Consider the following 24,666-nt stretch of genomic DNA (forward strand, 5'->3'; position numbering starts at 1 on the left):
TCCTACCGCCTCTCCGTGAGATGGCGCTCGGCGATGTCGTGGAGCACTGTCGGGTCTCCCTGGTAGGGGCCGTCCGGCGCTGGGAAGGGGATGACCAGGTCGGTGAAGCCGAGCCGTGCGTAGCGCTCGACCGCGGTGGCGAAGGTGGCCGCGGAGGCCAGGACCGGGCGGTCCCGGCCGGTGTCGACCACCATGCGGCGCACGGTGCGGGGGTCGCGCCCGAGGGCACAGCAGGCCCGGTCCAGGGTCCGGGACTGCTCTGCCAGTGCCGCGTAGTCGATGCGCGGGGCCTGGTGGGGCCCCGGGACGACCCCGTTGGTCACCCACATGTCGGCGTGCCGCGCCGCGACCGCGATGCCCCGACGGCCCGTGGCCGCGACGGCGATCGGGGCCCGGGGACGCTGGACGCAGCCAGGGATGACACGGGCCTCCTCGAAGTCATAGAACTCGCCATGGTGGGTGACCTGCCGCTCCCGCAGCAGCCGTTCCACCACCCCGGTGAACTCGGCGAAACGGCGCATTCGGGCCGCGCCGCCCGGCGGTCGGCCCAGCGCGGACGCGTCGATGCCGGTCGTTCCGGCGCCTAGACCGAGGACCATCCGGCCCGCAGACAGGTCGTCCAACGTCATGAACTCCTGAGCGAGCGGGACGGGATGACGGAAATTGGGCCCGGTGACCAGCGGCCCGAGCCGGATGCGGCGGGTCTGCAGGGCGGCCGCGGCGAGCGTCGGCAGGGCTGCGTACCACGGGTCCCCGACGCGCTCGCGCCAGGTGAGGTGGTCGTACGTCCAGGCGTGGTCGAAGCCGAGCTCGTCCGCCAGGCGCCACTGCTTCGCGGCCTGGTCCCACGGCGTGTCGGGCAGGATGACGAGACCGATCCTCACTGCGCCCCCCGCAGTTCGCGCCGCGCGCCGGTCCGAGGGACGGAGCTCAGGAAGGTGTCAAGGTCGACGTCCCGGGAGGCGGTGACGTTGGGGCACTGCCAGGGCAGCGTCCGGCGCGCCGGACGCTCGGCGTCATGGAAGTACAGGGCATGCCAGCGGCCGGGCGCGGACGGGTCCTCAGCCAGCACCGGGTTGGCGACCAGGAAGTCCCTTACGGCCGGGGAGTCGCGGCGTACTGAGAGCCACAGCCGCTTGTCGCGGAAGTGGGTGCGCGGCAGCTCGACCAGGGGATGGAACTTGCGCTTGAACTGGAAGATGCCCTTGCTGACGAACGGCTCGCATCCCGACAGATCCAGCCTGCGCACCCCGTGCTGGCCGGCCCAGTCGATCAGCGCGGGGTAGAGGGCGGCGAGTGCTCCGTGCGCGTAGTGCTCCTCGGCGCCGTCCAGCACCCCCGCCAGGCGCAGGGTGAGAGTGTCCACGCCCGGACCGTAGCGGCACAGCATCCCCGCAACGTGCCGGTCGCCCTCACGCAGGAACAGCAGGACGCCTTGGCGCAGCAGGCACTCGCGTGCCATGTCCTTGTCCATGGACCGAGTGGCCGTGCCGTGCCGTCGGCGCATGGTGGGCAGGTGGATGGCGTCGTAGAAGTGGTCGAAGTCGGTGACGGACGTGGACGTCTCCACGCTCCAGCCACGGGTCCGGAACTGCCGCTCGGAGCGCTGGCGTTCCTTGCGGGAGATGCGCCGCCGCATCTCCTCGGCATCGGCAACGATCGGCACCACCAAGTGCAGCCGGAACGGAAGCAGCAGCGAACGGTCCCCGGGTAACTGCGGGGCACGGTTGGCTGTGGTGCCCACCGCCAGCAGGTCGCAGTCGGGCAGTCCCGCGCCCTGCGCCAGCTGGGCCCATCCGACGATGCTGTGCCGTCGGCGGACGGCGTCCGCGTCTCCGCCACGCCGCTCCTCCAGGAATGGCAGCACGTGGCGGAGCCCGTCGCCGATCCCCGCATAGCCCAGGACGAGCGGATGGCCGGGGAGCTCGGACACTACCTGGGGGAAACGTCTGGGCAGGTCCCCGTCCCACCAGCACCGCAGCCGCGTGAGCCCGGGGTGCTCGCTGTTGGTCCAAGCGTACCGGGCACGGAGCATCACTCTGCCGCGGTGCATGGTCCCTCCCTCTGTGGACATGCGCGGAGATGCACGGACATGCGAGGGCACGCGGGCTCAGGACGCAGTGATGTCACTGCGCCGCAGTTCCGGAGCGCCGAAGGTATCTGCCGGGTCGCCGCCTGTGCCGATGATCCTGTTGTCTTCGTCCACGAAGACGACCTGTGGTTCCAGGTCCTTGCACTCGGCGTCTGCGACGGCGCCGTACGCGATGATGATGACGAGATCGCCCTCGGCGATGAGCCGGGCAGCCGCCCCGTTCACCCCGATGACCCCGCTGCCGTACTCGCCCCGGATGACGTAGGTCTCCAGCCGGGCGCCGTTGTTGACGTCCACGACGTGCACCAGCTCGCCGGGCAGCAGCCCAGCGGCTTCCATCAGTTCCTCGTCGATGGTCAGCGATCCCACGTAGTGCAGGTCGCACTGAGTCACGGTGGCCCGGTGGATCTTGGACTTGAGCATGGTTCGGAACACGGCGTACTCCCAAGAGGTGCGCTGGACGGGCTTCGCGGATCACGCCACTGCGGTGTGGAGGATCTTCAGGACCTCCTCCTCGTCGGCGGCGAAACGGATGCCGTCGGGTGCCGCGGGCGGCAGGGTGTCGTCGGAGTAGCTGCCGGAGGCGTGCACCACGACGTCCGTGCCCTTGGGGATCAGGCCCCGCTCGTCGCCGACGAGGAGACCGGTGAGGGCCATGACCAGCGACCATTCCCGCAGGTCCTCGGGCGAGGCGGGCAGGTCCGCCCCGATTGGCGCGGCGAGTTCCCGCACCTGGCTCCATCGCTCCAGGCACTCGCGCTGGGACACCACGACGCCGTCCCCACCGTGCTTCCGGATGAGCGGGGCGATCTCGGCGCAAGTGACCGGGGCGCGGGTGTAGAAAGTTGGGTCGATCAAATCCGACGGGGAGTCGGTGACCGCCGGGAAGCGCGGATCGGCCGCCTGCCGCCACAGGCCGTCCGTCACGTCATGGGTGTAGCGGGGCAGGGAGGCGCCGGACAGGCTCAGCACCATGTCGGGTGTGGACAGGTGCTGAACCAGGAAGAAGCCTGGGTGGGCAGGCGGCGCCTTGAGGTCGGCGGCGACACCTTCGGACAGCAGCCGGTGGCCGAGGCTGTACCCCAGCAATCCGTACGCGCTGGAGACAGCATGTGCGTGCCAGCGAGGGACACCTGTGTCGTGCGGGGCGGTGAACTCCGCCTCGACACACGCGCGTACCACGTCGGCGATGCGGTAGTTGTCGAGGTCCAGCGTGTACCACACCCGCCAGGAGCCCTTCGCGGCCGGATCGGCGAGGTAGGCGTCCACGACATTGCGGGCCAGTTCCTTGACCTGGGCCGGCTGGTCCACCTGGGCGAGCACGGCGGGGTTGGCTGTTCGTAGTTCGGGGGTCGCTGCCAAAGGACAGTCCCGCAGCTTGCGTAGCGAGTCGGCCGGGGTGACGGTCATGACGCGCAACCGTTCGGGTCCCGCGATCCCGGTCTCGTACGCTCGAGCCACTGCGTCGCGCAGGGCGGTTCCCTTGTTGCCTGAGGTGGGGGTCACGATGATGACATTTTCCCCAGTCTCCCGGATGTGCTGCACGGCCCGCCCGACCATGCTGAGCGAGGCGAAGGTCTTGGTCGTACGGGTGCCTGGGTTGCGCATCAGGTTGAGGGCGGTCACCCGACGCCCGCCGATGGGCTCGAGCTCGTGCACGGAGACGTCAGAGGGGGCGTAGAACTCGCGCAGTGCGTCGTCCGGTTCCGGGACGCGGAACGGCAGCTCGGTGTCCCCCAGGCGAGAGCGGCGCGAGCCCAGGGTTTCCGCTGCCGTCCGGACGACCCGGTGGTAGCGGGTGAGCGTGGCGGGGACGACGGTCGGTGGCGGCTCTGTGGCGAGATGAAGCGGCAAGAGTCGTCCTCGTTTCTTGGGAGTGGCCTGCTGGTAGTCATACGGAGGGCTGGGGTCACCGGGCTCTGACGCCGCCGGCCATCTTCTCCAGGGACTCGAAGGCGGTGACCGGATCGGCGGTGATCTCGAACGGGACGGACAGCGGGCCGCGGGTGAACCCGCGTTCCTGTACGGCCGTCACGGCACGCAACAGTGGGGTCCAGAACGCGTCCACATCGAGCAGGACCAAGGGCCGGGGGTGCTGACCGAGGTAGTTCAGGGAAACCACCTCGATGACCTCGTCCAGCGTGCCGTAGCCGCCCGGCAGCGCCAGGAAGGCGTCGGCCCGGGCGAATATCTCCCTCTTGCGCGTGAACATGTCCTCGGTGACGACCAGTTCCTGCTCGGGTGCCGCATCGTCACGCTCCAGTTCACGCAGGAACCGGGGGATGACCCCCGTGATCGGGGCGCCGTGCCGCTCGGCCGCATGGGCCACCGCACCCATGACGCCGACGCCCCCGGCGCCGTACACCAGACGGTGGCCGCGTGTACCGAGCAGGGCGCCCACAGCCTCTGCGCACTGCGTCACACGGGGTGAGACTCCAGGCCGGGCACCGCAGAAGACGGCCACCGACAAGCTGGTCCCGTCCTCGGTCCTGACCTGCGACAGGTCGCCCGCCATTGATGGCCTCCAGCTACGGGAATGCGGCCGGACGGTTCCCCGCTGATCGGCGACGTCCGGGTGTCATAACACAACGAGGCACCATGCTCGGCACGGTGCTATCCGTCGTCTATTGCAGGACGATCAGCGTCCTATCCGGTGGCCGCTCCCACTGCCCATGGGGCGCTGATAGCGCGCCGATGGGCGGGTGAAGGATCACGTTCGTACGATGCGCCGCACACGAAGGCCCCTGCCGACCGCGGCTGGCAGGGGGTGACGACGTACCCGGAGGCATCGATGAACAGGTTGTCGGTCAGGAAGACACGGATGTGCCTCGTTACGGCGGCTGCGGCCCTCGTCGGCCCTCCGGACGACACACCCTGGGGGCCAACGGCGAGCGGCGGGTGACCGCTCGGCTCGTCGGAGCGTACGGACCGGTCGGCGTCAGGAGCGGGGCGGAAGCAGTGACAGGGTCCTGTTCACCGACTCCTCGTCGCCGTACTGCCGGAACACGGGCAGCGCCTGCCCCAGGAGGGCCACGGCACGCTGCTGGCGGTTCTGCTGCAGGTAGACCTCGGCGAGGCTCAGTCTGACCAGTGCCATGTCGTGGCTGTTACCCGTGGCCTTGGCAAGCGCCAGGGCGCTCTGGAAACAGCGTTCCGCCTCCGCGAGGTTGCCCTGGGCCAGCTGGGCATTGCCGAGCCCACGCTGCACGTATCCCTCGCCGACGCGATCCGCTTGCTCGCGCACGATGGGCAGCGCCGTGAAGAACCGGCTCATCGCCTGCTCCGGCAGCCCCAGCCGCAAGTTGAGCTCGCCGAGCCGGAACAGCACCTGGGAACGCACCCGCTGGTTGCCCACCTCGTCGCAGATCCGCAGCGCATCGGTCAGCAGCCGTTGCGCGGTCGCACCGTTGCCCGACGACGATGCGTGGATCTGCGCCATGTTGCACCACGTGTGGGCTTGGCCGATGGGATCTCCCGCGGCGAGGAACAGCTCGGCAGCCTGGCCGTAGGCGTTCAGCGCTTCGTTGAAGGCGCCCTGGATGTGCAGGCACAGGGCGAGGTTGCGCAGAGTCAGTGCGGTTCCGCCGTTGTCCCGTAACCCCTCGAATATCGGCAGCGCCTTCTCCAGTTGGGGCTTGGCACGGTCGATGCGCCGCTGCGAGATGTACAGCGAGCCCAGCGAGCAGCGCAGGGCGGCCTCGCCCCGGACGTTACCGGTGCGCATCACCAGTTCCAGCGCCGTCTCATGACTCTCCCGCCAGTCGTCGCGGTAGAAGCGGGCCTCGAAGAGGGTGACCAGGTTGATGGCGAGTTCCCAGCAGAGCTCGTCGAAGCCGTGCGCGGCCGCGTGTCCGACGGCGGCCAGCAGCGCTGAGCGCTCGACGTCTAACCAGTGGAGTGGGTCCGCAAGCACATGGCGGACCAGGGCCGCAGGGGGCTCCCAGCGTGGCGACTCTCCGCGCACGAGCGTGAAGTTTCCCCCGTAGAGCCGCCCGTGGGCCTGCTCGACGAGGGAGAGCCAGGCCCCCACAACACGGCGGACGACCTCCCGGCGGCGCTCGGGCGCGAACCTGTTGGCGGTTTCGCGCAGAAAGAGACGGGTGAGGTTGTGGAAGCGGTAGTGGGGGTCGTTGGACGGCTCGACGCCTACGGGCAGGAGCAGCTGGCACGCGGCGGCTTCGTCCATCAGGTCGAGCGCCTCACGCGGGCCGACGCCGATGACCACCCCGGCCATCCAGCCGGGTATGGCCTCCATGTCGAAGAGGCTGAGCAGGCTGAGGAGGTTACGCAGCCGCTGCGGCAGACCGTGGTAGACCGAGGCGATGCTGCTGCGTACGGACTGGCTGCCGTGGACGAGTTCGTCCAGGCTCCGCCGGTCGTCGTGGACGCGTTGTGCCATGGAGGAGATGGTCCGGTTCGGCGCCGTGACCAGGCGTGCTCCGATAATGCTCAGGGCGAGCGGCAGCCCCTCGACGGTGCGCACGAGGGAAGTCGCGGCGGCCGGTTCGGCGCCGACCCGATTGTCCCCGACGATCCGCTGCAGCAGCTCGACGGCGTCCTGGACTGCGAGCACGTCCAGCCTGACCTTCTGCAGCGAAGGGACACCGGTCTGCGGCGTACGGCTGGTCACGATGACCGCGCAGTCCCATCCTCCAGGCAACAGCGGCTGGATCTGGTCCTCGCCGGCGGCGTCGTCGAGGACGAGCAGCATCCGGCGCCCAGCGACACAGCTGCGGAACATCGCGGCGCGCTCGTCCATCTCGTCCGGAATGCTGGGTGGCGGTACGCCCAGCACTCGCAGGAAGTGGTCCAGCACCCGGGCCGGTGAAACCGGGGCGGGCTGGCTGCCGTGCAGGTCGTAGTAGATCTGTCCGTCAGGGAAGTGTTCCTGCATCAGCTCGTACGCGACGTGGATGGCCAGGGAGGTCTTGCCGACGCCGCCTTGGCCAAACAGGTTGACGGCGCGGGTCGCCTGGTTCCCGGGTGGGGCGATGCCGGTCAGCGCTGCGCAGAGCTGCCGGACCTGCTCATCACGGCCAGTGAAGTACGGGGGCTGCGGCGGCAACTGGCGCGGGATGATCTGCTTGGCTGGGGTGATGCTGGTCCCGGGTGCCAGATTCGGCGCGTCGTTGAGGATTTCCTTCTCCAGGCGGCGTAATTCCTCGGAGGGTTCGAGGCCGAGTTCCCGGACCATCTGCTCGCGCCCCTCGCGGTACACCTGGAGGGCGTCGGTACGCTGGCCCACCCGGTGTAGGGCGAGCATGAGCTGGCCGCGCAGCTTCTCGCGCAGAGGATTCTCAGATACATGGGTCACAAGCTCCGGCAGCAGGGTTCGTTCCCGACCTTGGAGCAATTCCAGGTCGAAGCACTCCTCCAAGATCGTGAGGCGTTCCTCATTGAGCCGAACTGCCTTTCTATGGAAGGCGTCGCTGTCGAGTCCGCTGAGGGCCGGTCCGCGCCAAAGGGAGAGCGCGGCGCGGTAGTTCTGTACGGACTGAGCGATGTCACCGGAATCGCAGGAGGCCCGAGCAGCGGCTACCAGCCTGGCGAACTCGTCGATGTCCCGCAGTCCCGGATCAAGCATGAGAGAGTAGCCGAAGTGATGCGTCTTCAGGGCGTCTCGCATTCCCACATCGGCCAGCGCCCTACGCACTGCGGAAACACAGATCTGTATCTGGCTTCGCACGGTGGCGGGAGGATTCTCCTGCCATATCACATCGATGATGTCCTCGACGGTAACGATTTCCCTGGCCCGGCAGGTCAGGGCAGCCAGCAATAGCATATGTCGACGGGCATTGAGGCGGACTGCCGCTTTTCCGCGTGCTACTTCGAAGCGTCCAAGGAGCCGGAACTGTGTTTGTTCGCTATCTCCCCATTGTGGGTTCACAGCGCCTCCGCTGGTAGCGTTCCATTTGCTGTCCCAAAGAAAAGAGCGGGGTCTCTGCCGTAGGGATCTCTTTGTTGCCTCGGAGCTGAAAACGTCTCGGCAAGTCCCAGCCTGAAAGGACCCCAGAAGTATCTATGCGCATAGACGCCCCTCTCTCTGGCCATCCGCTTGGCAAGCAGTGATGCCCCGGAGTGAGAGGGCTTAGTTAGCTAATGTTCTTGCGTGACGCGCCCCGTACACAGCCCCGTGGGTGCCTCCACGGAGTCCGCGCCCAGCCGACCCCGCTCAGGTACTTCACGCACCTTGTGGCGGCATGCGATTACAGGGCCAGGTTCAGGACTGCGGGTTCTCGGTCTTTGATCGTTCACGCCACCCAACGGGACGCCACGGGCTATGAGGCAGGAACTCGCCGTCCCGTACGAGACGCATCACGTCGGACCGCAACATCGGCAACGACGTCAGTAGATGATCCAGGTCGGCTGCGAGTGCCAGGTCACTGACCGGCACACCCCTAAAGGCAACGTATGCCCGTTTTCGCCAGACAGTCATCAATTCCCGCTCGCTATTGGAGCAGTACCGAGGTATCTCCGTACTGGTGGGCAAAGCCCGCGCCTGAGTGCCGAGAGCGTCAGCGCACAGCGAGAGTGCCACCAAGGTACGTCCTTCCTGTCGGTGCGGTGTCGACGGGCACCGTTGAGTGGTAGATACAGGTCGAACACGTGCGGGTGGTGCAACTGAGCTTCCAGAGCGACGATGGAACCGCGCGACGATAAACGATCGATAAACGAAGGGGCCATGAGCGTTTTCGGCCTCCCCCGACTCCCCCTCTGAACAACACCAGGGCGCCAAGGCGGTGGGGTCGCTGGGTGCACAGCTCCGTCATCGCCCTCAGGGCGGTTCGGGGGGCCTGGCACCTGCCGGCGAGGCCGTTCATGATCGCGAGTGTGGTGCCCCTCCGTAGCTCGGGTGGTGTCGGGTCGGCGCCCGCACCCGACGTCCATCCACAGGGTCCTGTCCCCGTCGCATGGATGGGCCAACTGCTATCTGGCTGGGAAGTCCAAACGCTACCAACGCAGTCGCCCCGCGTAACCTGCCTGACCTGCGAGGACACCACGCGTTCCCAAATCCGAGGAGGGACGTTCCCGGGCCTCACTGAGACAGGCCCCTGGCCTGCAGGTTCCCAATTTTCCGCAAGGCCCGGGGGCGCTGGTCGTGGACGAGACCGGGTTCGCCAAGAAGGACCGCGCCTCGGCCGGGGTGGCCCGCCAGTTCCCCGGCACCCTCGGTGGCGTCTTCCCCTGCCAGATCGGCGTGATGGCGGCCTGGGCCACCGGCGCCGGGCAGGCGCTGATCGACCGTGAGCTGTACCTGCCCCGCGAGTGGACCGACGACCGACAGCGGTGCCGTGCTGCCCATGTCCCCCACGAGGTGGGCTTCGCCGTCAAGCCTCGTCTGGCGGAGCGGATGATCGAGCGGGCGCTGCCGGACCTGCCCGAAGGCCGTATCTGGGTGGCCGCGGACGAGGTCTACGGCCGCGACGCCGCCTTCCGCGCCTTGCTGGAGCAGCCGCGGCTGGCGTACGCGGTCACCGTGCAGGCCAACCAGACCGTGCTGCCACGCCCGGGCTGGCGGCACGCCGCCCGGCTGGTGGAGCGCTGCGCGGCCGAGGAGGACTGGCTCGCCCTCCCGGCCGACCCTTCCCAGCTGGGCAGCCGGACCTGGCAGTGGTGGGTGCGGCGCATCCCCGACCCCGACACCGAGATCGGCGAGGGGGCCTGGGCACGATGGTTCATCGCCCGGCGCCGCCCTGAGGCACCCCGGCGACCGCGACTACTACCTGGCCTGGGGACCGCAGGACACACCCGTCGAGGACCTCGTGCTGGTGCCCGGCGCCCGCTAGTGTGCTGCGCCAGAAATCCTGAGGGTTAGTTACTACCCTGTTGTCATGTCGCATCCCGGGCCCTCTGCTGTGGCGATCACGTTGTCCGAGGCCGAGCGCGCCGAGTTGGTGCGCCGGACGGAAATGCCGCACCGGCGCTCGGCCGAGAAGGCCCGCATCATCCTGGCGTGTGCTGACGGTATGTCAAACACGGGTGTCGCACGGCTCGTCGGTGTCCAGGCCAAGACGGTCGGCAAGTGGCGTCGGGCTTTCGCCGCGGAACGGATGGCCGGGCTTGAGGACGCCGGCTGGACCGGTCGGCCGAAGGCCGACCTGATCCTCGACGACGCTGAGCGCAGACAGCTGCAGCAGTGGGCGCGGCAGGCCATGACCGCCCAGTTCCTCGCATTGCGCGCCAAGATCGTGCTGCGCTGCGCGGAGGGCGGGACGAACCAGCAGGCCGCGGCCGACCTCGGCATCGACAGGTCGACCGTGGACCGCTGGCGGGCCCGGTTCATCGCAAAACGCCTCGACGGTCTGCAGGACGAGCCGCGCTCGGGCCGGCCGCCTTCGATCCTCCTCGACCAGGTCGAGGAGGTCGTCGTGGCCACCCTGGAGTCGGTCCCGGGCCAGGACACGCACTGGTCACGGGCCTCGATGGCTCAGCGCACCGGCCTGTCGAAGTCGACGATCGGGCGAATCTGGAAGCGGTTCGACCTCAAGCCCCACCTGCAGGACTCCTTCAAACTGTCCACCGATCCGCAGTTCGTCGCCAAGGTCGTCGACGTCGTCGGCCTGTACCACCACCCGCCCGAGAAAGCGGTCGTGCTCTGCGTGGACGAGAAGTCCCAGATCCAGGCGCTGGACCGGTCCCAGCCAGTGCTGCCGATGATGCCGGGCATGCCCGAACGGCGCACCCACGACTACCTCCGGCACGGCATCACCAGCCTGTTCGCCGCCTTCAACATCGCCGACGGCACCGTCATATCGGCACTGCACCGCCGCCACCGGGCGATCGAGTTCAAAAAGTTCCTGATCAGGATCGACAAGGCGGTGCCCGCCGGACTCGACGTGCACCTCGTCTGCGACAACTACGCCACCCACAACACCGCCGAGATCAGGACGTGGCTCGGCAAACACCCCCGCTTCCACGTCCATTTCACTCCCACCGGCTCCTCTTGGATGAACCAGGTGGAGCGGTGGTTCGGCCTGCTGACCGACAAGCTCATCCGCCGCGGTGTCCACACCTCCGTGAAGGCACTGGAGGACGACATCACCGCGTGGATCGACGCCTGGAACGAGAACCCGCGGCCCTTCACCTGGACCAAGATGTCGACGGTCACGTAATTCCCCAGGTCTGCGGTCACGTAATTCCCCAGGTCGTCGCCCCAGTGCGGGTTTAGGTTGGCGAGCATGACCATGCGCGGGTGGAGCTATCGCTATGTCGGACCGGCCGAGTTGAGGAGTCTGGTCCGACCGGACGGCGAGGGTCAGAGCATGCGTTCGCCGGCGGACTTCGGCGAGTGGGTCTCGGCTCGGACGGTGGAGGAGTTGGCCGAGCCCTTCACCTTCGTTGTCGATCAGGCTGGGGTTCTGCGTCTCGCGCCGCGTCGCAGTGAGCACGTGGTGTGCGCTGGTGGAGAAGCCGTCCTGGGTGCTGGCGAGATCAGCTTCCGCGAGGAGTCCGGGCGGTGGGCGGTCGACGAGGTCAGCAATCAGTCGACCGGCTACTGCCCGGACGTCAGCTCGTGGTCGGCCGTCGTCGAGGCCCTGGACCAGGCCGGGATCGTTCGCCCGTCCGGCTTCACACACGAGGTGGTGTTCCGACGCTGCCTCTCCTGCCGGCAGCTCAACATCGTGCGCGAGGAGGACTTCGTCTGCGTCTTTTGTGACGAGGCCCTGCCGCGCGAGTGGAACGTTGACCAGCCCGGACGCTAGGCGGTCGGCGGCTTGCCGGTCGGACTCTTGGGGCGTTTGTTCGGCCGGTAGCTGGGGCCGTTCATGATGACCTGGTGACTGGTGTTGATCAGCCGGTCCAGGAGAGACTCGGCAACGACGGGGTTGGGGAACAGCGGATACCAGTCGCGGGGAGCCCGGTTGCTGGTGATGATCAGGGACCGGCCCTGCCTCTCACTGACCAGCTCGTAGAGGTCATCAGCCTGGGCTGCGGTGAGCTGCCGCATCGCGAAGTCGTCGAGGATGAGCACGTCGGGGCGGACCAGTTCGCGGATGCGCTTGTCCCAGGTGCGGTCCGCGTGGCCGCCGGCGAGTTCCGCCAGGATGCGGCTGGTCTTGGCGAAGCGGACGTTGGCGCCCTGGCGGACGGCCTGGTGGCCGAGGGCCTGGGCGACGTGTGTCTTCCCGACACCGACGGGTCCGAACAGAATGACGGACTCGCCGGAGTGGAGCCAGCGCAGGGCTGCGAGGTCGCGGATCTGGGCGGCGGGCAGCTTCGGGGAGGCGTTGAAGTCGAAGCCCTCCAAGGTGGCCTGTTGCTCGAACTTCGCTCTGCGAAGGCGCCGTTCGAGGGCGACGGACTCGCGGCGGGTGATCTCGTCCTGGCAGAGGACCTGGAGGAAGTCAAGGTGCCCGAGTTCGCCCTTCTGGGCCTGGGTGAGGCGGGCGTCGAGCGTCTCGAGCATCCCGGACAGCCGCAGGGTCTTGAGCGAGTCGCGCAGGGCGGTGGTCATCACGCTCATCGCACGGCCTCCTCGGCGTCACCGCGGTCCTGGTCGTCGTGGACGTCGCCGGGCGTCTGGGTGGGGACGGCAGCAGGTCGAGGACTACCTCCTGAAGCGGTTCGGCGTGCACTGGCCCAAGAGTTACTGCACCTTCTGCTGCTTTCCCGTCTCCATGGGTGCTCTGCCCGCCCACCTGGAGCGCATGCGGTCCCACCCGGAGATCGCCGGTGAGGTGCTGCGCCTGGAGTACACGGCGATGAGCCTCAACCCGAACGCGAAGCTGTACGGCAGGCGCACTCTCCTGGAGTTCTTCGACCCCGCCCTGCCCAGGGACCGGGCGTGTCTGGAGGCGTTCGAGCGCGAGCTCGACATGCCGTGGGCGCTCTACCACGTGCGCCGACTGTTCCTGCTGTCCGCCGACGGCGAGCAGCGCCCGGTGATGCGCTCCACCGAGCGCGTCGACCTCGGCAGCCCGCAGCAGCTGGCCCGGCGGCTGCTCTCCATCTCCGAGAGGCACCGCGTCGAGGCCGAGCACGACCCGGTGTACGGGCGCGCCCGGGCCTGGATCCGCCCCCGCACGCAGGGCCGGCCGATGGCGGAGGAACTCTTCGCCACCGCCCCCGCCCGCGTGATCGACAAGCAGGACAAGTACTTCGAGCGGGAGCGGGACGCCCTGATCTCAGGCCCCGCCGCCCAGCTCCCGCTCGCCTGAACCGCCCCCCCCTCCCCCCCTCCTTTCGGAAGGACGTCCCCGTGCGCGTATCCATGGCCTCAGCCGCTGCTTCTCCTTCGCTTCTCCTTCGCCGTGCTGTACCTGGCCGCGCCGTCGGGAGCTGACGTACGGGCCGTCATGCAGACCGGGCTGCTGGCCTGCATGACGACTCCGGCGAGGGCAACGTGATCCCGCCCGGCGCGCTGTACGCCTGCGGCAACGGCAAGTTCGGCAAGGGCTGGCCCAGGGCCGATGCCTGGTTCGCCCGGCTGAAGGCGACCGTCGACCGCTACGGACGCGAGCTCTGCCTGTGGGCCGTAGCCCCCGACGTTCCGCTGGACGCCGCGGCGACCCTGGCCGAGTCGCTGCCGTGGCTGGAGCGGATCCGCTCCCTGGGCGTCCCGGTCGCCTTCGCCGCCCAGGACGGCAGCGAGCACGGCCCCATCCCCTGGGACTTGATCGACGTGCTGTTCCTCGCAGGCTCCACCCAGTGGAAGACCTCACCCGCCGCCCACCGCCTGGCCCTTGAGGCCCGCGAGCGCGGCCTGGCCGTCCACATGGGCCGAGTCAACTCCCGCCGGCGGCTGCGCATCGCGCAGGCCTTCGGCTGCACCAGCTGCGACGGCACCTACCTCGCCTTCGGGCCCGACACCAACCTCCCCCGCCTCCTGGCCTGGATGAACGAACTCCACACCACCCCAACGCTGTTCGGAGACGAAGCATGACGACCCGCCTGCGCCACATCGGCGCCGCGATCATGGGCATCCTCGACCCCATTCCCTCCACCGTCCCCTCCCCGATGAGCGAAGAGGAAGGCGCCTGGGTCCGCGCACACGCCTGGACCAAGGGACTACGCAAGATCGGCGACGCCTACCCCCCACGGCTTCCACCGCTGGTGCTCCTGCGAGCGCGGCATCTGCCCCGGCTGCGCCTCCGGGCACCACGACCGGTGCGTCAGCGCCCGCGGCCCCCGCGTCGACAAGCACGCCGACACCATCACCGACGCCCAAGGATTCGTCGTCGCCGTGATCCGGTACGGACCAGGCCAACGGCCCTGCCGGTGGCTCTGCCCCTGCCCTCACCCGGCAGACGTCGAAGGAACCGCTGACACGGGCCAACCCGAGAAACCCCCTGCCGCCCAGCACGCCGTCCCCGCGCACCGGCCTGCAGCCGCCCCGGAGGGACAGCTCACCCTCTTCGCGAGCGGCCCTCAGGAACGCGGGGACGGGGAGGCACCGTGATGTCCCCGGTCCAGGAGACCCTGCCGTTCGAGGACCTGCGGGAGATACCGACCGCGTCGCCCTGGTGCCAGCGGTGGCGCGAACGCACGCACTCCTGGCGGCACATCCGGGACGGCGGCTTCGACGCCCGCCACTACGAAGTCGCACCGCTCGACGAGGCGCAGGCCGAGAAGTTCGTCATCACCCACCACTACTCCGGGTCCTACCCGGCGGCCACCCAGCGACTTGCCCTGTACGAAACGAGCACGGGTGAGCGACGGCTGAGTGGTGTCGCCGTGTTCGGAGTCCCCGTCAGCGAGGCCGTGCTGACGAAGCCCCTGCCACAACTCCGTCCCTACACCGAGTCCTTGGTATGCCTGCGGTTCGTTCTCCTCGATGAGTGCCCCGGCAATTCCGAATCGTGGTTCCTCGCCCGCTGCTTCGACGCCTTGCTCGCTGCCGGGGTGCGCGGCGTGGTCTCGTTCGCCGACCCTGTGCCACGCCGGACCGCCTCAGGCGCTCTGGTCATGCCCGGGCACGTCGGGACGATCTACGCGGCGACGAACGCGGTGTACGCCGGCCGGGCAACCGCCCGCACGGTCAAGCTGCTGCCCGACGGCACCGTATTCCACGACCGCGCGGCCCAGAAGATCCGCCGCCAGGAGCAGGGCTGTGAGTACGCCGCCGCCCAGCTCACCGCGCTCGGCGCTCCGCGGCTGCGGCCCGGCAGCGACCCGGCCCTGTGGCTGCGCGAGGCCCTGACCGCGGTCGGCGCCCGCAACCTCCGCCACCGCGGCGCGCACCGCTACGTGTTCCGGCTCGGCCGAACCCGCCGCGAGCGGGAGGAGATCGAGCTCGGCCTCCCCGCCCTGCGGCCCTACCCCAAGCAACCCGACGCCGAGCCCACAGCCACCTGGGCGAAGTCCCCGGCATAGCCGTCCGACCGCGGACTGCACGCCGTCCTGCGCACCCAGTCCCACCGCCCACTCCTCGACTCAACTGGAGCTGACATGCCTTCGCGTCCCGCCAACCGCCCGCCCAGCACCCCCGATTTGGCCTCCTACGATCTCCTCGCACCCCAGCTGTCCGGCGGCAAGGACAGCGCGGTCATGATGGCCGTGTTCATGGAAGATGCCCGGACCGTCGGCGTAGCCGACCGCGTCATCTCCTACCACTCCAGCCTCGGCGTGCTGGAGTGGCCGCCCGTGGTCTTCGACGGCATCCGCTACCCGGGGGTGTCCGAGCTCGCTGCGCTGCAGAGCAACGCCTTCGGGGTTCCGCCCGACCGGCACGTCGAGGTCACCCGCACGATGCCGGGCCCGGACGGCACCCGGATGCCGCACAGTCTGCTGACCGAGATCGCGGCGTACGGTCGCTTCCCCCGCATGGGCAGCCCGTACTGTCGCAAGGCCGCGAAGGAGAGCGTGGTCTCCAGCGCCTGGACGCCGATGGTCAGCCGCCTCAAGCGCGAGCTCGGCCGCCCGGTGCGGATCCTGAAGGTCATGGGCCTGCGCAGCGACGAAGGAGCCGACCGTAAGAAGCGCCCTGCCTTCCGTACGGTGCTGGCCAACAGTGCGCGGGTCGTGGACGAGTGGCTGCCCGTCAAGGACTGGTCGACGGACGCGGTCAAGGAGTGGCACGCCGACGCACCCGTGCCGTACTGCTGGACGTACGACTCGGTGCCCGGCGCGGGCGACTGGGCCGGAACCTCCCGCTGCTCGTGCTCGCTGTGTGTCTTCGCCTCGCGCGCTGACGTGCTGCTCTCTGTCGGCCGGCGGCCGCGGCTGGCTGACCTGTACGCCGAGGTCGAGCAGGTGCGGGGCGACAGCTTCCGCGCGGACTGGCGCATCACCGACCTGATCCGCCACGCCAACACCTGCGGGGCACCCGACCCCGGCGTCGTCTGCCCGGACGACGGGCCGGAGTTCACTGCCCTGCAGGAGCAGGTCCGGGAAGCTCTGAAGAAGGACCCCCGCAAGGAACCCGAGATGGCCCGGCACAGCGGCCGCGCCCTGTGCGACGGCTGCACCGCCCACAACTGATACCCGCGTGTGCCGGGCCGGGTCCGGACGGACCCGGCCCGGCCCGGCACAGGTCCCCCTTTACAGTGGATTCAAGGAGATGACCATGGACACCAACCCCACCGCCCTGCTTCTCGACCTCGCCGCCAGCGCCCAGGACCTGAGTGACCGGGAGGCGCTGCAGAACCTTCTGGCCAGGGGCCACCGTGCCTGGTGCGAGGGCGTCGCCGACGCCCAATCCGGCATCCGCCGGGAAGTCGCGAACCTGTCCGACGCCCAGCTCGCCGAGCGGTGCTCTGCTGTCGGCGCTCCGTGGGAGGAGGGGATGACGCGCGGCGAGGCGGTCTCCGTGCTCGCGTTCGCGACCTGGGATGCCGCTCCGGCCGCCATGGCCTACACGGTGTTGGAAGAGCGCGCCGCGCTCTTCGGTGTCTGCCTTCTTGGCGAGGAACTTCTGTAGCCGCCTCTCGCGCTGAGCTGGACACGAACCCACCGGCTTTGGCATTATCGAACCTGTCACACTCGCCAGATCATGGGCATCTCCAAGTGCGGTAATCGCCACGCCCTAGCGGGTGAACTCCTGCGCGGTGACCCGCGCCGGCCGCCCCACCCCAGCCCCCGCCTCTCCCGCAACCCCGTCACCTACATCTGAAGGCCCTTCCCATGAGCATGCCCAGGCACAGGCCCGACATCGTGGCGGTCGACCCGGAGCTGCCGGAGGACGTGCGGCAGCACCTCAGATACCTTCGACCCCGCCCTCGGTGGGGCGAGAAGCGCCCACCAGAACCACCGAAGGGGCTCCTCGGTCGGATCTTCCTCTTCCGCGGCAAGCGACTCAGGCACGTGGTCTACCGCAGGTACGTGACCGGCGATGACCTCAACGAGGCCACCTGGCACCTGGCGCAGCGCGCGGAAGCCGCCAAGGGCAGCATCATCAACAACCCCGTCATGTACTCCGGTCTGATCCCGCACGCCGAGCGACTGCGCAGCGAACTGGCTTCGGACCTCTGGATGTTCGCAAGCCGCGCCGCCGAGTGGTCACGCATGGACAACATCCGCCGGCAACTGGGCAAGCAAGACCATCAAGGCCTGCTGCCGACCGCCGCCTTCGAAGCATCAGACCAGGCCCTTGAGCAGGAGCGTGCAGCGCTCGAGCGCCTCGTGACCGGATTCGAAGACCAGGCCACCCAACTACGTGCCGTCAACGACCGCTACAAAGCTTGGCTGACCCTGCAGGAGCTGGCCGGCCATCAGGACGACTTCCGGAACCTGCTGGCCGCCGACGCCGCAGACGAACATCTTGCCGAGGCATGGGGCGCGCACTACTCCTCGGCAGTCGAACTCGCCCAACTTCTTGACCGAGAACTCCGGCGAGCCGTCGACTGAGAGGGTCTTTCTTCAGCCAACTCCTCGCTTCAGCGATCCGGGAGGCCGCACCAGCAGCAATGACCTAAGCGGAGTTGGAAGAGCGCGCCGCGCTCTTCGGTGTCTGCCTTCTTGGCGAGGAACATCTGCAGCCGGTCTCGCGCTGAGCTGGACACGAACCCACCAACTTTGGCATTATCGAACCTGTCGCGCTCGACCGGGCGCCGGCACCGCCTTTCCGATCCTTCCAAAGGGGCCCCAGATGTCTCCCGCCGAGCGGCTCGTGGACACCTCGCAGATCGTGTCCGAGTTCGGCACGAGCAAGCCCCGGATCAGCGAGTGGAGTAACAACCCGGACAGCGGCTTCCCCACGGTCGCGCGCACCGAGGGCCGCAAGCGGTTCTGGCGTCACGACGAGGTCGCGGCGTTCTTCGCGCAGCGCGCACCGAAGAAGCGCACGCTGCCAGCCGCGGTACTTGAGGCCGACCAGGACGAGCTGCTGACCAAGCGGGAGGTGGCCAAGCTCCTGGGCTACACCCGAACCTCCACCATCGACGCTTACTTCCGCGACCGGCCCGGATACTTCCCCGAGCCCGACGAGGACGTCGACGGACCGATGTGGCGCCGCGGCACGATCGTCGCCTGGGCCAGCAACAGGCCCGGCAAGGGCCGGCGCAGCTCCGCCCCGGCCGCCGCGCTGCCCCCGGTGTCGGTCGACGGGGACCCCGACGAGTTGCTCGGTACTGCCGAAGTCGCGAGCCTGCTCGGCTACGGCAGCGTCGCTTCCTTCTCCAGCTCCCTCTACCAGGGGCGCATCCCCGAGCTGCCGGAGCCGGAGACCCTGGAGAGGGAAGAGGGCAGCCGAGGCGGGGCCCGCAAGAAGTGGCGCCGGGACACCGTCGTCGCCGCCGCCCGCACGCGCGGTGTGCTGCCGGCCGCCGACAGGGACGAGAACGCGGACCTGGTCGGCGCCGCCGAAGCGGCCCAGATCCTCGGATATAAGGATGCCGACAGCTTCATCAGCGCGCTCGGGCACGGACAGCTGCCCGATCTCGAGCAGCCCGACGGGTTCGAGTACCGCCGCGGCAGTGCCGGCCGCCCGCGCCAGCAGCGCTGGAGACGCTCCCGCCTCGAGGAGCTGGCCGCTCGCCGGTCCTCGACGCCCTGACTACAGCGCACCAACCCCGCGTCACACGCGGGATACCGTAAGACCGCGGCCTCTGGTTGAAGGGATCGACGAACTCCCGGCGGGCCAGACGCCGCACGATGGCCGGTATGGAGAGGCCAGCCACCTCTCCGCCGCGAAGCCGCACGGCTTCGCGGCACCGGCCATCGCCGTTTCCTGAACGCTCCCGCAGCCGAATCGGGCACCGGCTCTGACGGGATCTCCTGCAGAGCAGGTGGCACTGCCCGGCCGATCAGCGTGCTGGACCCCGTGTGGCATTACTGCATGCGCGCTGCCTGAAGGGCCTGGTTCTGCACACTTGCCCGGCAGCGATGTCAGTGCGCTCCGATAGCGTCCTTTGCACCTCAGTCGAGAAGGAGATCGCCGTGGAGTGGGCCCGGTTCGTCATCGTCACTGCGGTCGTGCTGTACCTCGCCCTGGCACTCTTCCGATACGCAAGAAACCCTGCCACCTCCCTCGGCGACGCATTCACACCGCGGTGGCTGCAACGCGTACACGGCCGCCGGATCATGAACCGACAGCGGGAGGAGTACCTCCGCGCCAGGGCGGATCAGAGCCGCGATCGCTAATCACGACCAGTGAGCCGTTCGCGAAGGCATGTCTGTGACGCCTTCGCGAACGGTTCTCTGGTTTCCTGCGGCCGGGGACGGGGCCTGCCTGGGAGTACTCCGACTACTTGATCGTGTAGCTGCAGCCCTCGGCGCTCTTTCCGTCGTCGTTGTCCGCGACCTGCTTGCCGTCGACTTTGATCACGCACGGTGCGGGCTGCAGCAGCCCGTCAGCGCCCTTGACCGAGCCGGGGATAACGGACACCAGATATCCCACCGCCTGGTGGGCATCGGTGAGTTCGACGGTCTCCGTCTTCGTCCACGGCAACGTCTGTGTGTCGAAGCCGTCGGTCGCCGCGTGGTACATGACTTGAGCGGTGCCTTCGCCGCCCACCTGCAGGGTGACCTCGTGGGTCACCTTGCCCGGCTCGGCTTTCGGCGTCTCACTCGCCGACGCCGACGCCTTGTCACCGTCCGCGCGTGTGCCGGTGGTTTCGCTGTCGCCGCCGCATCCGGTCAGCAGCACCGCCGCCGCGACGAGCGCGGCCGCGCTCTGAAGCGTCCTTCCCATGTTCCCCGTTCCTCGTTCCCTGTCGTGAACTGACCTACCCTCGCAGATCCAATCATGGGCGGATCGCCTGCTTGCCAATGAGGTCTTGCGGGACGCCTGTTGTCCTCCGGGCCTCCCGCCGCAGGACCTGTTCGCCCTCTGCCCTGACTCGCTGCAGTAGTGAAGCACCGAATGCGAGGATCGACTCACTTCGTCCAGCCAGGGGCAGCGACGACCATCGTGTCGGCGGTCTTGTCATGGAGGCACTGCCGGTAGGGCTTGTCCCAGCAACACCACAGCGGATTGAGCAGGCTGAGAACCGGCACGATGAAGGCGACCACCCAGAACAGCTCCCGGCCGGCCGCCCGCCAGAAGCCCACCCGCTGCGCTGTCTCGCGACGTACGACCCGGATTCCGCAGGCGCGCTTGCCCAAGGTGGAGCCGAACTGCCAGACGGCGAAGGGGAAGTAGAGGACAAAGGAGGCGGTCAGCCAGCCGAGGAGCAGCGTCCTGGCAGTGGTGCCGCCGCCTGAGTCGATCCACATCATGACCGGGATGGCGGAGACGAAGTAGGCGGCGTACCAGATGATCAGGTCCAGCACCCGTGCGCCGAGACGGGCTCCGACGCTCGCGAGGCCCGCAAGGGGAACCGAGTCGGAAGTTCGCGGGTCGTGCGTCTGCCCGGCACCAGCGGAATTCGAAGCGCCGAGCGGATAGCAGGGGAGACGGGATGAGCTCATGGAATCCTCCGTGCAGAAAGTGGCGGTGGCCTTGTTCCGGCGCGGCGTGCTGACAGCCGCCCGTTCGTGAGGTGATCGGTATTGCTGGGGCGCAGGGTTCCCTGCTCCTCGTCGCCGCGCAGGGCAGTTGCGTGTAGTCCGTTGGCCCGGGACGAAGGGTGCCTTCAGCCCGTGCCGGTTGAGGAGCCTCACAAGGTCCGCCCAGACGGCGCGCGGCTCGTAGCCGCACATCATTCGGCTTCTCCGGGATGGGCAGGCAATTGCAGGCTGTCGCCCGGCCACAGGGCGCACCCGGCTTCCGCCCAGGCCAGTTGCCTACCGACATGGGCCAGGACCTCGATACGGTCGGCGGGCCCGTACGCCTGATAGTGGCCGGCCGCCGGATCGTAGACCCGGACCTCGCTGTGCGGGCCGGAGCACACCAGGGCACGGGCGATGTCCGGTAGTCCCAGGCTGAGACCGTCGCATTCACGGTGCTGGATGAGCTGAAGCAGGTCCGCGGTGACCGCAGCCCAGTCGCCGACCTCCGGCCAGCGCGCGCCGCCGTCCAGCTCGTGGGTGAGCGTGGACAGCGGCACGATCTCGCCTGGGCGGCGGCCGCGGGTGAGGCGGTCGTAGATGCGGGCGCCGTCGGGCTGCCGGACGTGCCGGTGCAGCAGCGAGGCTGCGGCCACGAGCGAGGTGTTGATCTCCTGGGCGGCGGCCGGGTAGTAGGCCTCGTGGGCGAAGAGCAGGTACACCTCGCGGGTGTGCCGCTCGGGTCCGTTCTGGGGCATGTGCGTTTGCTCCTTCGTCGTGACGGGGGTTGCGTGGTCGGCTGAGGTCTGGGGCTGTCGGCGGGGCTGGGGCGGATAGGGACCCAGCGGCTGCTGCCGGCCGGACCGGTCTTGGCGGTCGGACGACGCATCGCCCTTCATGGGCGTGACGATCCGCCTGGTCTGGACAGCGAGTTGCAGCATCAGCCGCTCCCGGACGATGAGCTCGCTGGAGGCCGAGCGGGTGTCGCGGCGCTGGAGCAGGTCTGCCGTGTCGAACAGCTGGTGGTGTCCGACCGCGACCGCGCGCCGCACCTCGTAGCGGTCGCTGCCGCCAGCCGCTTCGACGAGACCGGTGTGAAGAGCGGCGAGCCGTTGCAGGTAGCGGCAGGCGGCTTCGGCCTCGACGATCCGGACGTTCTCGCCGGCGCGGGCATCGAACCGCTCGGGCAGGTGCTCCACGAGCAGGGGGGCTAAGGCGGCCGCCGGCAGCACAATGCTGAAGGGGACGCCGTACTGGATCGCGAAGGTGGCCGCGATCAGGGTGAGGGCCGTGACGACGGCGGTGACCGGCCGTACCGTCATGGGGCCGAGGCGGATGAGGTGTGCTGGTCGCCTGGCCAGCCAGCGCAGGCCAAGGCGCTGGGAGCGAGTTGCGATTGGGGTGAACACGGCGATCCGGTGGGGCTGTTCGGGCAGGCTGCCGTCGGCCGGGACACTCCAGTCGATCCACCCCCATCCGGCCCGTTCACGGATCAGGACCGGTTCGCAGCCATCCGCGCAACCGGAGCCGCAGCAGACGTGGCCGCCGTGCACCGCGCGGGACCGCTTCCTCTCCCACCGCTGCTGCTGTTGCTGGAACGGGCGCAGCCGCTGAGCGATCCCGCTTGTCGGCGGTGTCTGGGTGGTCATGGTGTGCTTCCTTCCAGCAGGTTGGTCGATGCGGTGACGCAGGTGATGCAGCGGCCGTCACCGTCGGGGTGGGCGCGCCGGGGGGTTGGGCCGGGGCAGGTTCGGCACAGCGGCCAGCCCAGGCATGCGGGGCAGAGATCTTCGCCGGGGGCGGTTGTGGGAACGCCGCAGCCGGCGCACTCGACGAGCGCTCGGTAGGTCAGGGCCTCGGTCACCGTGCGGGCGGCGGACGCCGTGGACGACCGCTCGGTCGCCGGCCACCCATACGGTTCGTCGTCCAGGACGTCGCCGCGGTGGTGACGGCTGTCCAGCGTGGCGGGCGGCGGATAGGCCTGAGCGGCCCGCAGACGGGCGGCGATGATCGCACCAACCGTGGTGCGCACTGGGTTCGGCAACGGCCGGTCGGTGATGACGTGGCGTAGCTGCTCGCTGCTCCAGCCGGACTCCATCATCACGGTGAGCACGCGGCCCTGGTCGGTCAGCACCTTCCCGGTCAGCAGGAGTTCGGGGCGGCTGCTGCCGATCTCGAGCAGTAGCTGGATTCCCGGATGCATCTCGTCCGCCTCGAGCTCGGTAGGCGGGGATGCTGGTGCGTCCGGCTGGGCCGTCCCTTGGGGCGTTCGCGCGACATCGTTGCGGTCGCACGGACGGAGGGATCTGGTCTTCTGCTTGTTGGTCTTCTTTCTGTTGGTGTTCTTAGTGGGGCGATTAACCGATGTCGGGTTATCCACCGGTGGAAAACCCGACATCGGCCCGGACCTGCTGTTTTGCAGGCTGGGCAGGTCGGTGATGAAGTAGGCGGCCGCGCCGAGGGTGCCGTCGGGGTGGCGCTCGCGTTCCCGTAGCAGAAAGCCGTGCTTCTCCAGTTCCTTGAGCCCGCTCTTGACGGCTGCCTCGCCGTCGCGGCCGCGTCGCGCCAGGTCGGTGACGCTCATCCGCCAGCCATCCCGGTGCGTGCTGATGAGTCCGAATAGGCCCTGGGCTTTGAAGGACAGCCGGGGGTCGCGGAACAGGCCGTTGGCGATCTGGGTGAACTGGTCCCCGGCCATCACCCCACGGCGGATCCCCGCCCCGAGGCCGGGCCCTGCCTCACCCGCTGGGGCGGAGGCGAGCGCCGTGCCGACTGCCGGCGCGAGGTCGGCGCCGACCGAGGCAGGGCGGTCCGTGATCGAGTACACGATCTCGCCGAGCGTCCCGTTGTCGTGCCTGAGCTGTTCGCGGACGAGGTAGCCGTGCCTCTGCAGTTCGTTCAGGCCGCCGCGTACGGCGTCCCGCCCGTCGGGTCCGGCGCGCACGAGGTCGGCGACCGTCACGTGCCAGCCGGCGCGGTGGGTGCTGATGTAGCCGAAGATTCCCTTCGCCTTGAAGGAGAGCCGGCTGTCGCGGAACAGGCCGTTGGCGATCTGGGTGAACTGGTCCGCCGCCATCACCCCACGGCGGATCCCCGCCCCGAAGCGGCTCATCGTGCTTCCTCGCGCGCCATGTGCGCGCGGCCGCTGACGCCTTGGAGCAGGCGTGCGGGCGCGAGGCGGCCGGGGCCGCTGGGTGAGAAGACGTAGGCGAGATCCATGCCGTCAGCTCACTCGGCGCCCCCGACCAGGCTGACGGCCACAGCCCCCGACCACCGGTCACGATCCGGCAACATGCGCACTGGGCTGCCGTGGTCGGGCCTGTGGTCGGGCCGACCACGGGTCTCCTCCAGTGCTCGGGGACGCTGCGCAATCGCGGCTGCGCGGTGACAGCGGACCTTGTGCGCAGTCGGCTGCGCAACGGGTCCGGGTCGTGCGCAGTCGGTATGTGCAGCCGACTGCGCACAGCGGAGAGGCATCGCCGGCGTTTGCTCTGCGCAGTCGTCCAAGTCGTGCGCAACTGGGCTACTACGGCCTGCCCCTGGAGGCGGCGCGTGGCCGATTCGTCGGTAGCTTCTTCCTCTCTACCGCCGTGAGCTCGCTGGGCCGGTTCAGCGTCCGCGCCGCCCTTTACGCCGGTGGTCGGTTCAGGCGTTCCCGGTCGTTGTCGGTGCCCGGTGGTCGGGGCTGTGGTCGGGGCGACCATGGCCCCGACCACGGGCTTTGTGTCCCCATCGTGACCGTGGTCGGGGGCTCATGGTCGGTGGTC

Annotated in this window: 21 protein-coding genes and 2 pseudogenes; 12 read left to right on the forward strand and 11 right to left on the reverse strand. The window is 69.0% G+C overall.

From position 1 onward, the window contains the following. Nucleotides 1-2 precede the first annotated feature (2 nt). The 6 genes from CES90_RS11790 to CES90_RS11815 all read right to left on the reverse strand — a co-directional run bounded on the left by CES90_RS11790 (nt 3) and on the right by CES90_RS11815 (nt 7,718). Nucleotides 3-884 (reverse strand): LLM class flavin-dependent oxidoreductase, encoded by an 882-nt coding sequence (locus CES90_RS11790; protein ID WP_189784885.1) that lies wholly within the window; start codon nt 882-884, stop codon nt 3-5. Next, nucleotides 881-2,053 (reverse strand): GNAT family N-acetyltransferase, encoded by a 1,173-nt coding sequence (locus tag CES90_RS11795; RefSeq protein ID WP_189784884.1) that lies wholly within the window; start codon nt 2,051-2,053, stop codon nt 881-883. The genes CES90_RS11790 and CES90_RS11795 overlap by 4 nt, the downstream gene beginning before the upstream one ends. 57 nt (nt 2,054-2,110) lie before the next feature. Further along, nucleotides 2,111-2,527, reverse strand: coding sequence for an aspartate 1-decarboxylase (gene panD, locus CES90_RS11800; RefSeq protein WP_189784883.1), 417 nt, complete (start codon nt 2,525-2,527; stop codon nt 2,111-2,113). A 39-nt stretch (nt 2,528-2,566) separates the two neighbouring features. After that, nucleotides 2,567-3,946: a DUF6002 family protein gene (locus CES90_RS11805; RefSeq protein WP_189784882.1), complete on the reverse strand. Its 1,380-nt coding sequence runs from the start codon at nt 3,944-3,946 to the stop codon at nt 2,567-2,569. 55 nt (nt 3,947-4,001) lie between these two features. After that, a complete protein-coding gene (locus tag CES90_RS11810) occupies nt 4,002-4,607 on the reverse strand; it encodes an LOG family protein (protein ID WP_189784881.1) in 606 nt (201 codons plus the stop codon). 423 nt (nt 4,608-5,030) lie between these two features. After that, nucleotides 5,031-7,718: a BTAD domain-containing putative transcriptional regulator gene (locus CES90_RS11815; RefSeq protein ID WP_229914043.1), complete on the reverse strand. Its 2,688-nt coding sequence runs from the start codon at nt 7,716-7,718 to the stop codon at nt 5,031-5,033. Between the two features lie 1,431 nt (nt 7,719-9,149). Between CES90_RS11815 and CES90_RS11820 the strand changes: the two genes are divergently transcribed. From CES90_RS11820 to CES90_RS11830, 3 genes are all read left to right on the forward strand, one after another. Then, entirely contained in the window at nt 9,150-9,908 is a 759-nt protein-coding gene (locus CES90_RS11820) for an IS701 family transposase (RefSeq protein ID WP_408646656.1), read from the forward strand. A gap of 16 nt (nt 9,909-9,924) precedes the next feature. Beyond that, nucleotides 9,925-11,205, forward strand: coding sequence for an IS630 family transposase (locus CES90_RS11825; protein ID WP_189784878.1), 1,281 nt, complete (start codon nt 9,925-9,927; stop codon nt 11,203-11,205). 66 nt (nt 11,206-11,271) lie between these two features. Next, a complete protein-coding gene (locus CES90_RS11830; RefSeq protein ID WP_189784877.1) occupies nt 11,272-11,796 on the forward strand; it encodes a hypothetical protein in 525 nt (174 codons plus the stop codon). Here the strand turns inward: CES90_RS11830 and istB are convergent. Next, nucleotides 11,793-12,557 (reverse strand): IS21-like element helper ATPase IstB, encoded by a 765-nt coding sequence (istB, locus tag CES90_RS11835; protein WP_189784876.1) that lies wholly within the window; start codon nt 12,555-12,557, stop codon nt 11,793-11,795. The genes CES90_RS11830 and istB overlap by 4 nt on opposite strands. Before the next feature lie 154 nt (nt 12,558-12,711). Between istB and CES90_RS11840 the strand changes: the two genes are divergently transcribed. The 9 genes and pseudogenes from CES90_RS11840 (at nt 12,712) to CES90_RS11870 (ending at nt 19,025) form a co-directional block, all read left to right on the forward strand. Then, nucleotides 12,712-13,251: a hypothetical protein gene (locus CES90_RS11840; RefSeq protein ID WP_229914042.1), complete on the forward strand. Its 540-nt coding sequence runs from the start codon at nt 12,712-12,714 to the stop codon at nt 13,249-13,251. Between the two features lie 185 nt (nt 13,252-13,436). After that, entirely contained in the window at nt 13,437-13,976 is a 540-nt protein-coding gene (locus tag CES90_RS11845; protein WP_229914041.1) for a hypothetical protein, read from the forward strand. 32 nt (nt 13,977-14,008) lie between these two features. Beyond that, nucleotides 14,009-14,104: pseudogene (locus CES90_RS51925) on the forward strand (DUF6248 family natural product biosynthesis protein); the annotation flags it as partial. 25 nt (nt 14,105-14,129) lie between these two features. Next, nucleotides 14,130-14,492: pseudogene (locus tag CES90_RS51930) on the forward strand (DUF6248 family natural product biosynthesis protein); the annotation flags it as partial. Next, nucleotides 14,492-15,406 carry a Mom family adenine methylcarbamoylation protein gene (locus tag CES90_RS11850; protein WP_189784875.1) on the forward strand — a complete coding sequence of 305 codons (915 nt, stop codon included), beginning with the start codon at nt 14,492-14,494 and terminating at the stop codon, nt 15,404-15,406. The pseudogene CES90_RS51930 and the gene CES90_RS11850, both read left to right, overlap by 1 nt. 75 nt (nt 15,407-15,481) lie before the next feature. Next, the gene (locus CES90_RS11855) at nt 15,482-16,513 is read left to right on the forward strand and encodes an adenine nucleotide alpha hydrolase family protein (RefSeq protein ID WP_229914040.1); all 1,032 of its coding nucleotides are present in this window, start codon (nt 15,482-15,484) and stop codon (nt 16,511-16,513) included. 85 nt (nt 16,514-16,598) lie between these two features. After that, complete coding sequence (locus CES90_RS11860) at nt 16,599-16,952, forward strand: hypothetical protein (RefSeq protein WP_189784874.1); 354 nt, start codon at nt 16,599-16,601, stop codon at nt 16,950-16,952. 401 nt (nt 16,953-17,353) lie between these two features. Beyond that, nucleotides 17,354-17,878: a hypothetical protein gene (locus tag CES90_RS11865; protein ID WP_189784873.1), complete on the forward strand. Its 525-nt coding sequence runs from the start codon at nt 17,354-17,356 to the stop codon at nt 17,876-17,878. A 241-nt stretch (nt 17,879-18,119) separates the two neighbouring features. Further along, nucleotides 18,120-19,025, forward strand: a complete 906-nt coding sequence (locus CES90_RS11870; RefSeq protein ID WP_189784872.1) for a hypothetical protein — start codon at nt 18,120-18,122, stop codon at nt 19,023-19,025. Between the two features lie 690 nt (nt 19,026-19,715). Here CES90_RS11870 and CES90_RS11875 read toward each other — a convergent pair. The 4 genes from CES90_RS11875 to CES90_RS11890 all read right to left on the reverse strand — a co-directional run bounded on the left by CES90_RS11875 (nt 19,716) and on the right by CES90_RS11890 (nt 24,011). Further along, nucleotides 19,716-20,162, reverse strand: a complete 447-nt coding sequence (locus CES90_RS11875; RefSeq protein ID WP_189784871.1) for a hypothetical protein — start codon at nt 20,160-20,162, stop codon at nt 19,716-19,718. Nucleotides 20,163-20,347: 185 nt separating this feature from the next. Next, on the reverse strand, nt 20,348-20,881 hold the full coding sequence (locus CES90_RS11880; RefSeq protein WP_189784870.1) for an RDD family protein: 534 nt from the start codon (nt 20,879-20,881) through the stop codon (nt 20,348-20,350). 230 nt (nt 20,882-21,111) lie between these two features. Further along, nucleotides 21,112-22,548 carry a hypothetical protein gene (locus tag CES90_RS49440; protein ID WP_229914039.1) on the reverse strand — a complete coding sequence of 479 codons (1,437 nt, stop codon included), beginning with the start codon at nt 22,546-22,548 and terminating at the stop codon, nt 21,112-21,114. Next, on the reverse strand, nt 22,545-24,011 hold the full coding sequence (locus CES90_RS11890; RefSeq protein WP_189784869.1) for a helix-turn-helix domain-containing protein: 1,467 nt from the start codon (nt 24,009-24,011) through the stop codon (nt 22,545-22,547). The genes CES90_RS49440 and CES90_RS11890 overlap by 4 nt, the downstream gene beginning before the upstream one ends. Nucleotides 24,012-24,666: the final 655 nt, after the last annotated feature.

Origin of the sequence: Streptomyces capitiformicae (assembly GCF_002214185.1) — a bacterium.
GTDB lineage: Bacteria > Actinomycetota > Actinomycetes > Streptomycetales > Streptomycetaceae > Streptomyces > Streptomyces capitiformicae.

Excerpts from the sequence above, each read along its gene's own strand:
- CES90_RS11795 (WP_189784884.1), bottom strand. The coding sequence starts at position 2,053 with ATGCACCGCGGCAGAGTGATGCTCCGTGCCCGGTACGCTTGGACCAAC.
- CES90_RS11810 (WP_189784881.1), bottom strand. The coding sequence starts at position 4,607 with ATGGCGGGCGACCTGTCGCAGGTCAGGACCGAGGACGGGACCAGCTTG.
- CES90_RS11815 (WP_229914043.1), bottom strand. The coding sequence starts at position 7,718 with ATGCGAGACGCCCTGAAGACGCATCACTTCGGCTACTCTCTCATGCTT.
- CES90_RS11825 (WP_189784878.1), top strand. The coding sequence starts at position 9,925 with ATGTCGCATCCCGGGCCCTCTGCTGTGGCGATCACGTTGTCCGAGGCC.
- CES90_RS11830 (WP_189784877.1), top strand. The coding sequence starts at position 11,272 with ATGACCATGCGCGGGTGGAGCTATCGCTATGTCGGACCGGCCGAGTTG.
- istB (WP_189784876.1), bottom strand. The coding sequence starts at position 12,557 with ATGAGCGTGATGACCACCGCCCTGCGCGACTCGCTCAAGACCCTGCGG.
- CES90_RS11840 (WP_229914042.1), top strand. The coding sequence starts at position 12,712 with ATGGGTGCTCTGCCCGCCCACCTGGAGCGCATGCGGTCCCACCCGGAG.
- CES90_RS11850 (WP_189784875.1), top strand. The coding sequence starts at position 14,492 with ATGTCCCCGGTCCAGGAGACCCTGCCGTTCGAGGACCTGCGGGAGATA.
- CES90_RS11855 (WP_229914040.1), top strand. The coding sequence starts at position 15,482 with ATGCCTTCGCGTCCCGCCAACCGCCCGCCCAGCACCCCCGATTTGGCC.
- CES90_RS11860 (WP_189784874.1), top strand. The coding sequence starts at position 16,599 with ATGGACACCAACCCCACCGCCCTGCTTCTCGACCTCGCCGCCAGCGCC.
- CES90_RS11870 (WP_189784872.1), top strand. The coding sequence starts at position 18,120 with ATGTCTCCCGCCGAGCGGCTCGTGGACACCTCGCAGATCGTGTCCGAG.
- CES90_RS11875 (WP_189784871.1), bottom strand. The coding sequence starts at position 20,162 with ATGGGAAGGACGCTTCAGAGCGCGGCCGCGCTCGTCGCGGCGGCGGTG.
- CES90_RS11880 (WP_189784870.1), bottom strand. The coding sequence starts at position 20,881 with ATGAGCTCATCCCGTCTCCCCTGCTATCCGCTCGGCGCTTCGAATTCC.
- CES90_RS49440 (WP_229914039.1), bottom strand. The coding sequence starts at position 22,548 with ATGACCACCCAGACACCGCCGACAAGCGGGATCGCTCAGCGGCTGCGC.
- CES90_RS11890 (WP_189784869.1), bottom strand. The coding sequence starts at position 24,011 with ATGAGCCGCTTCGGGGCGGGGATCCGCCGTGGGGTGATGGCGGCGGAC.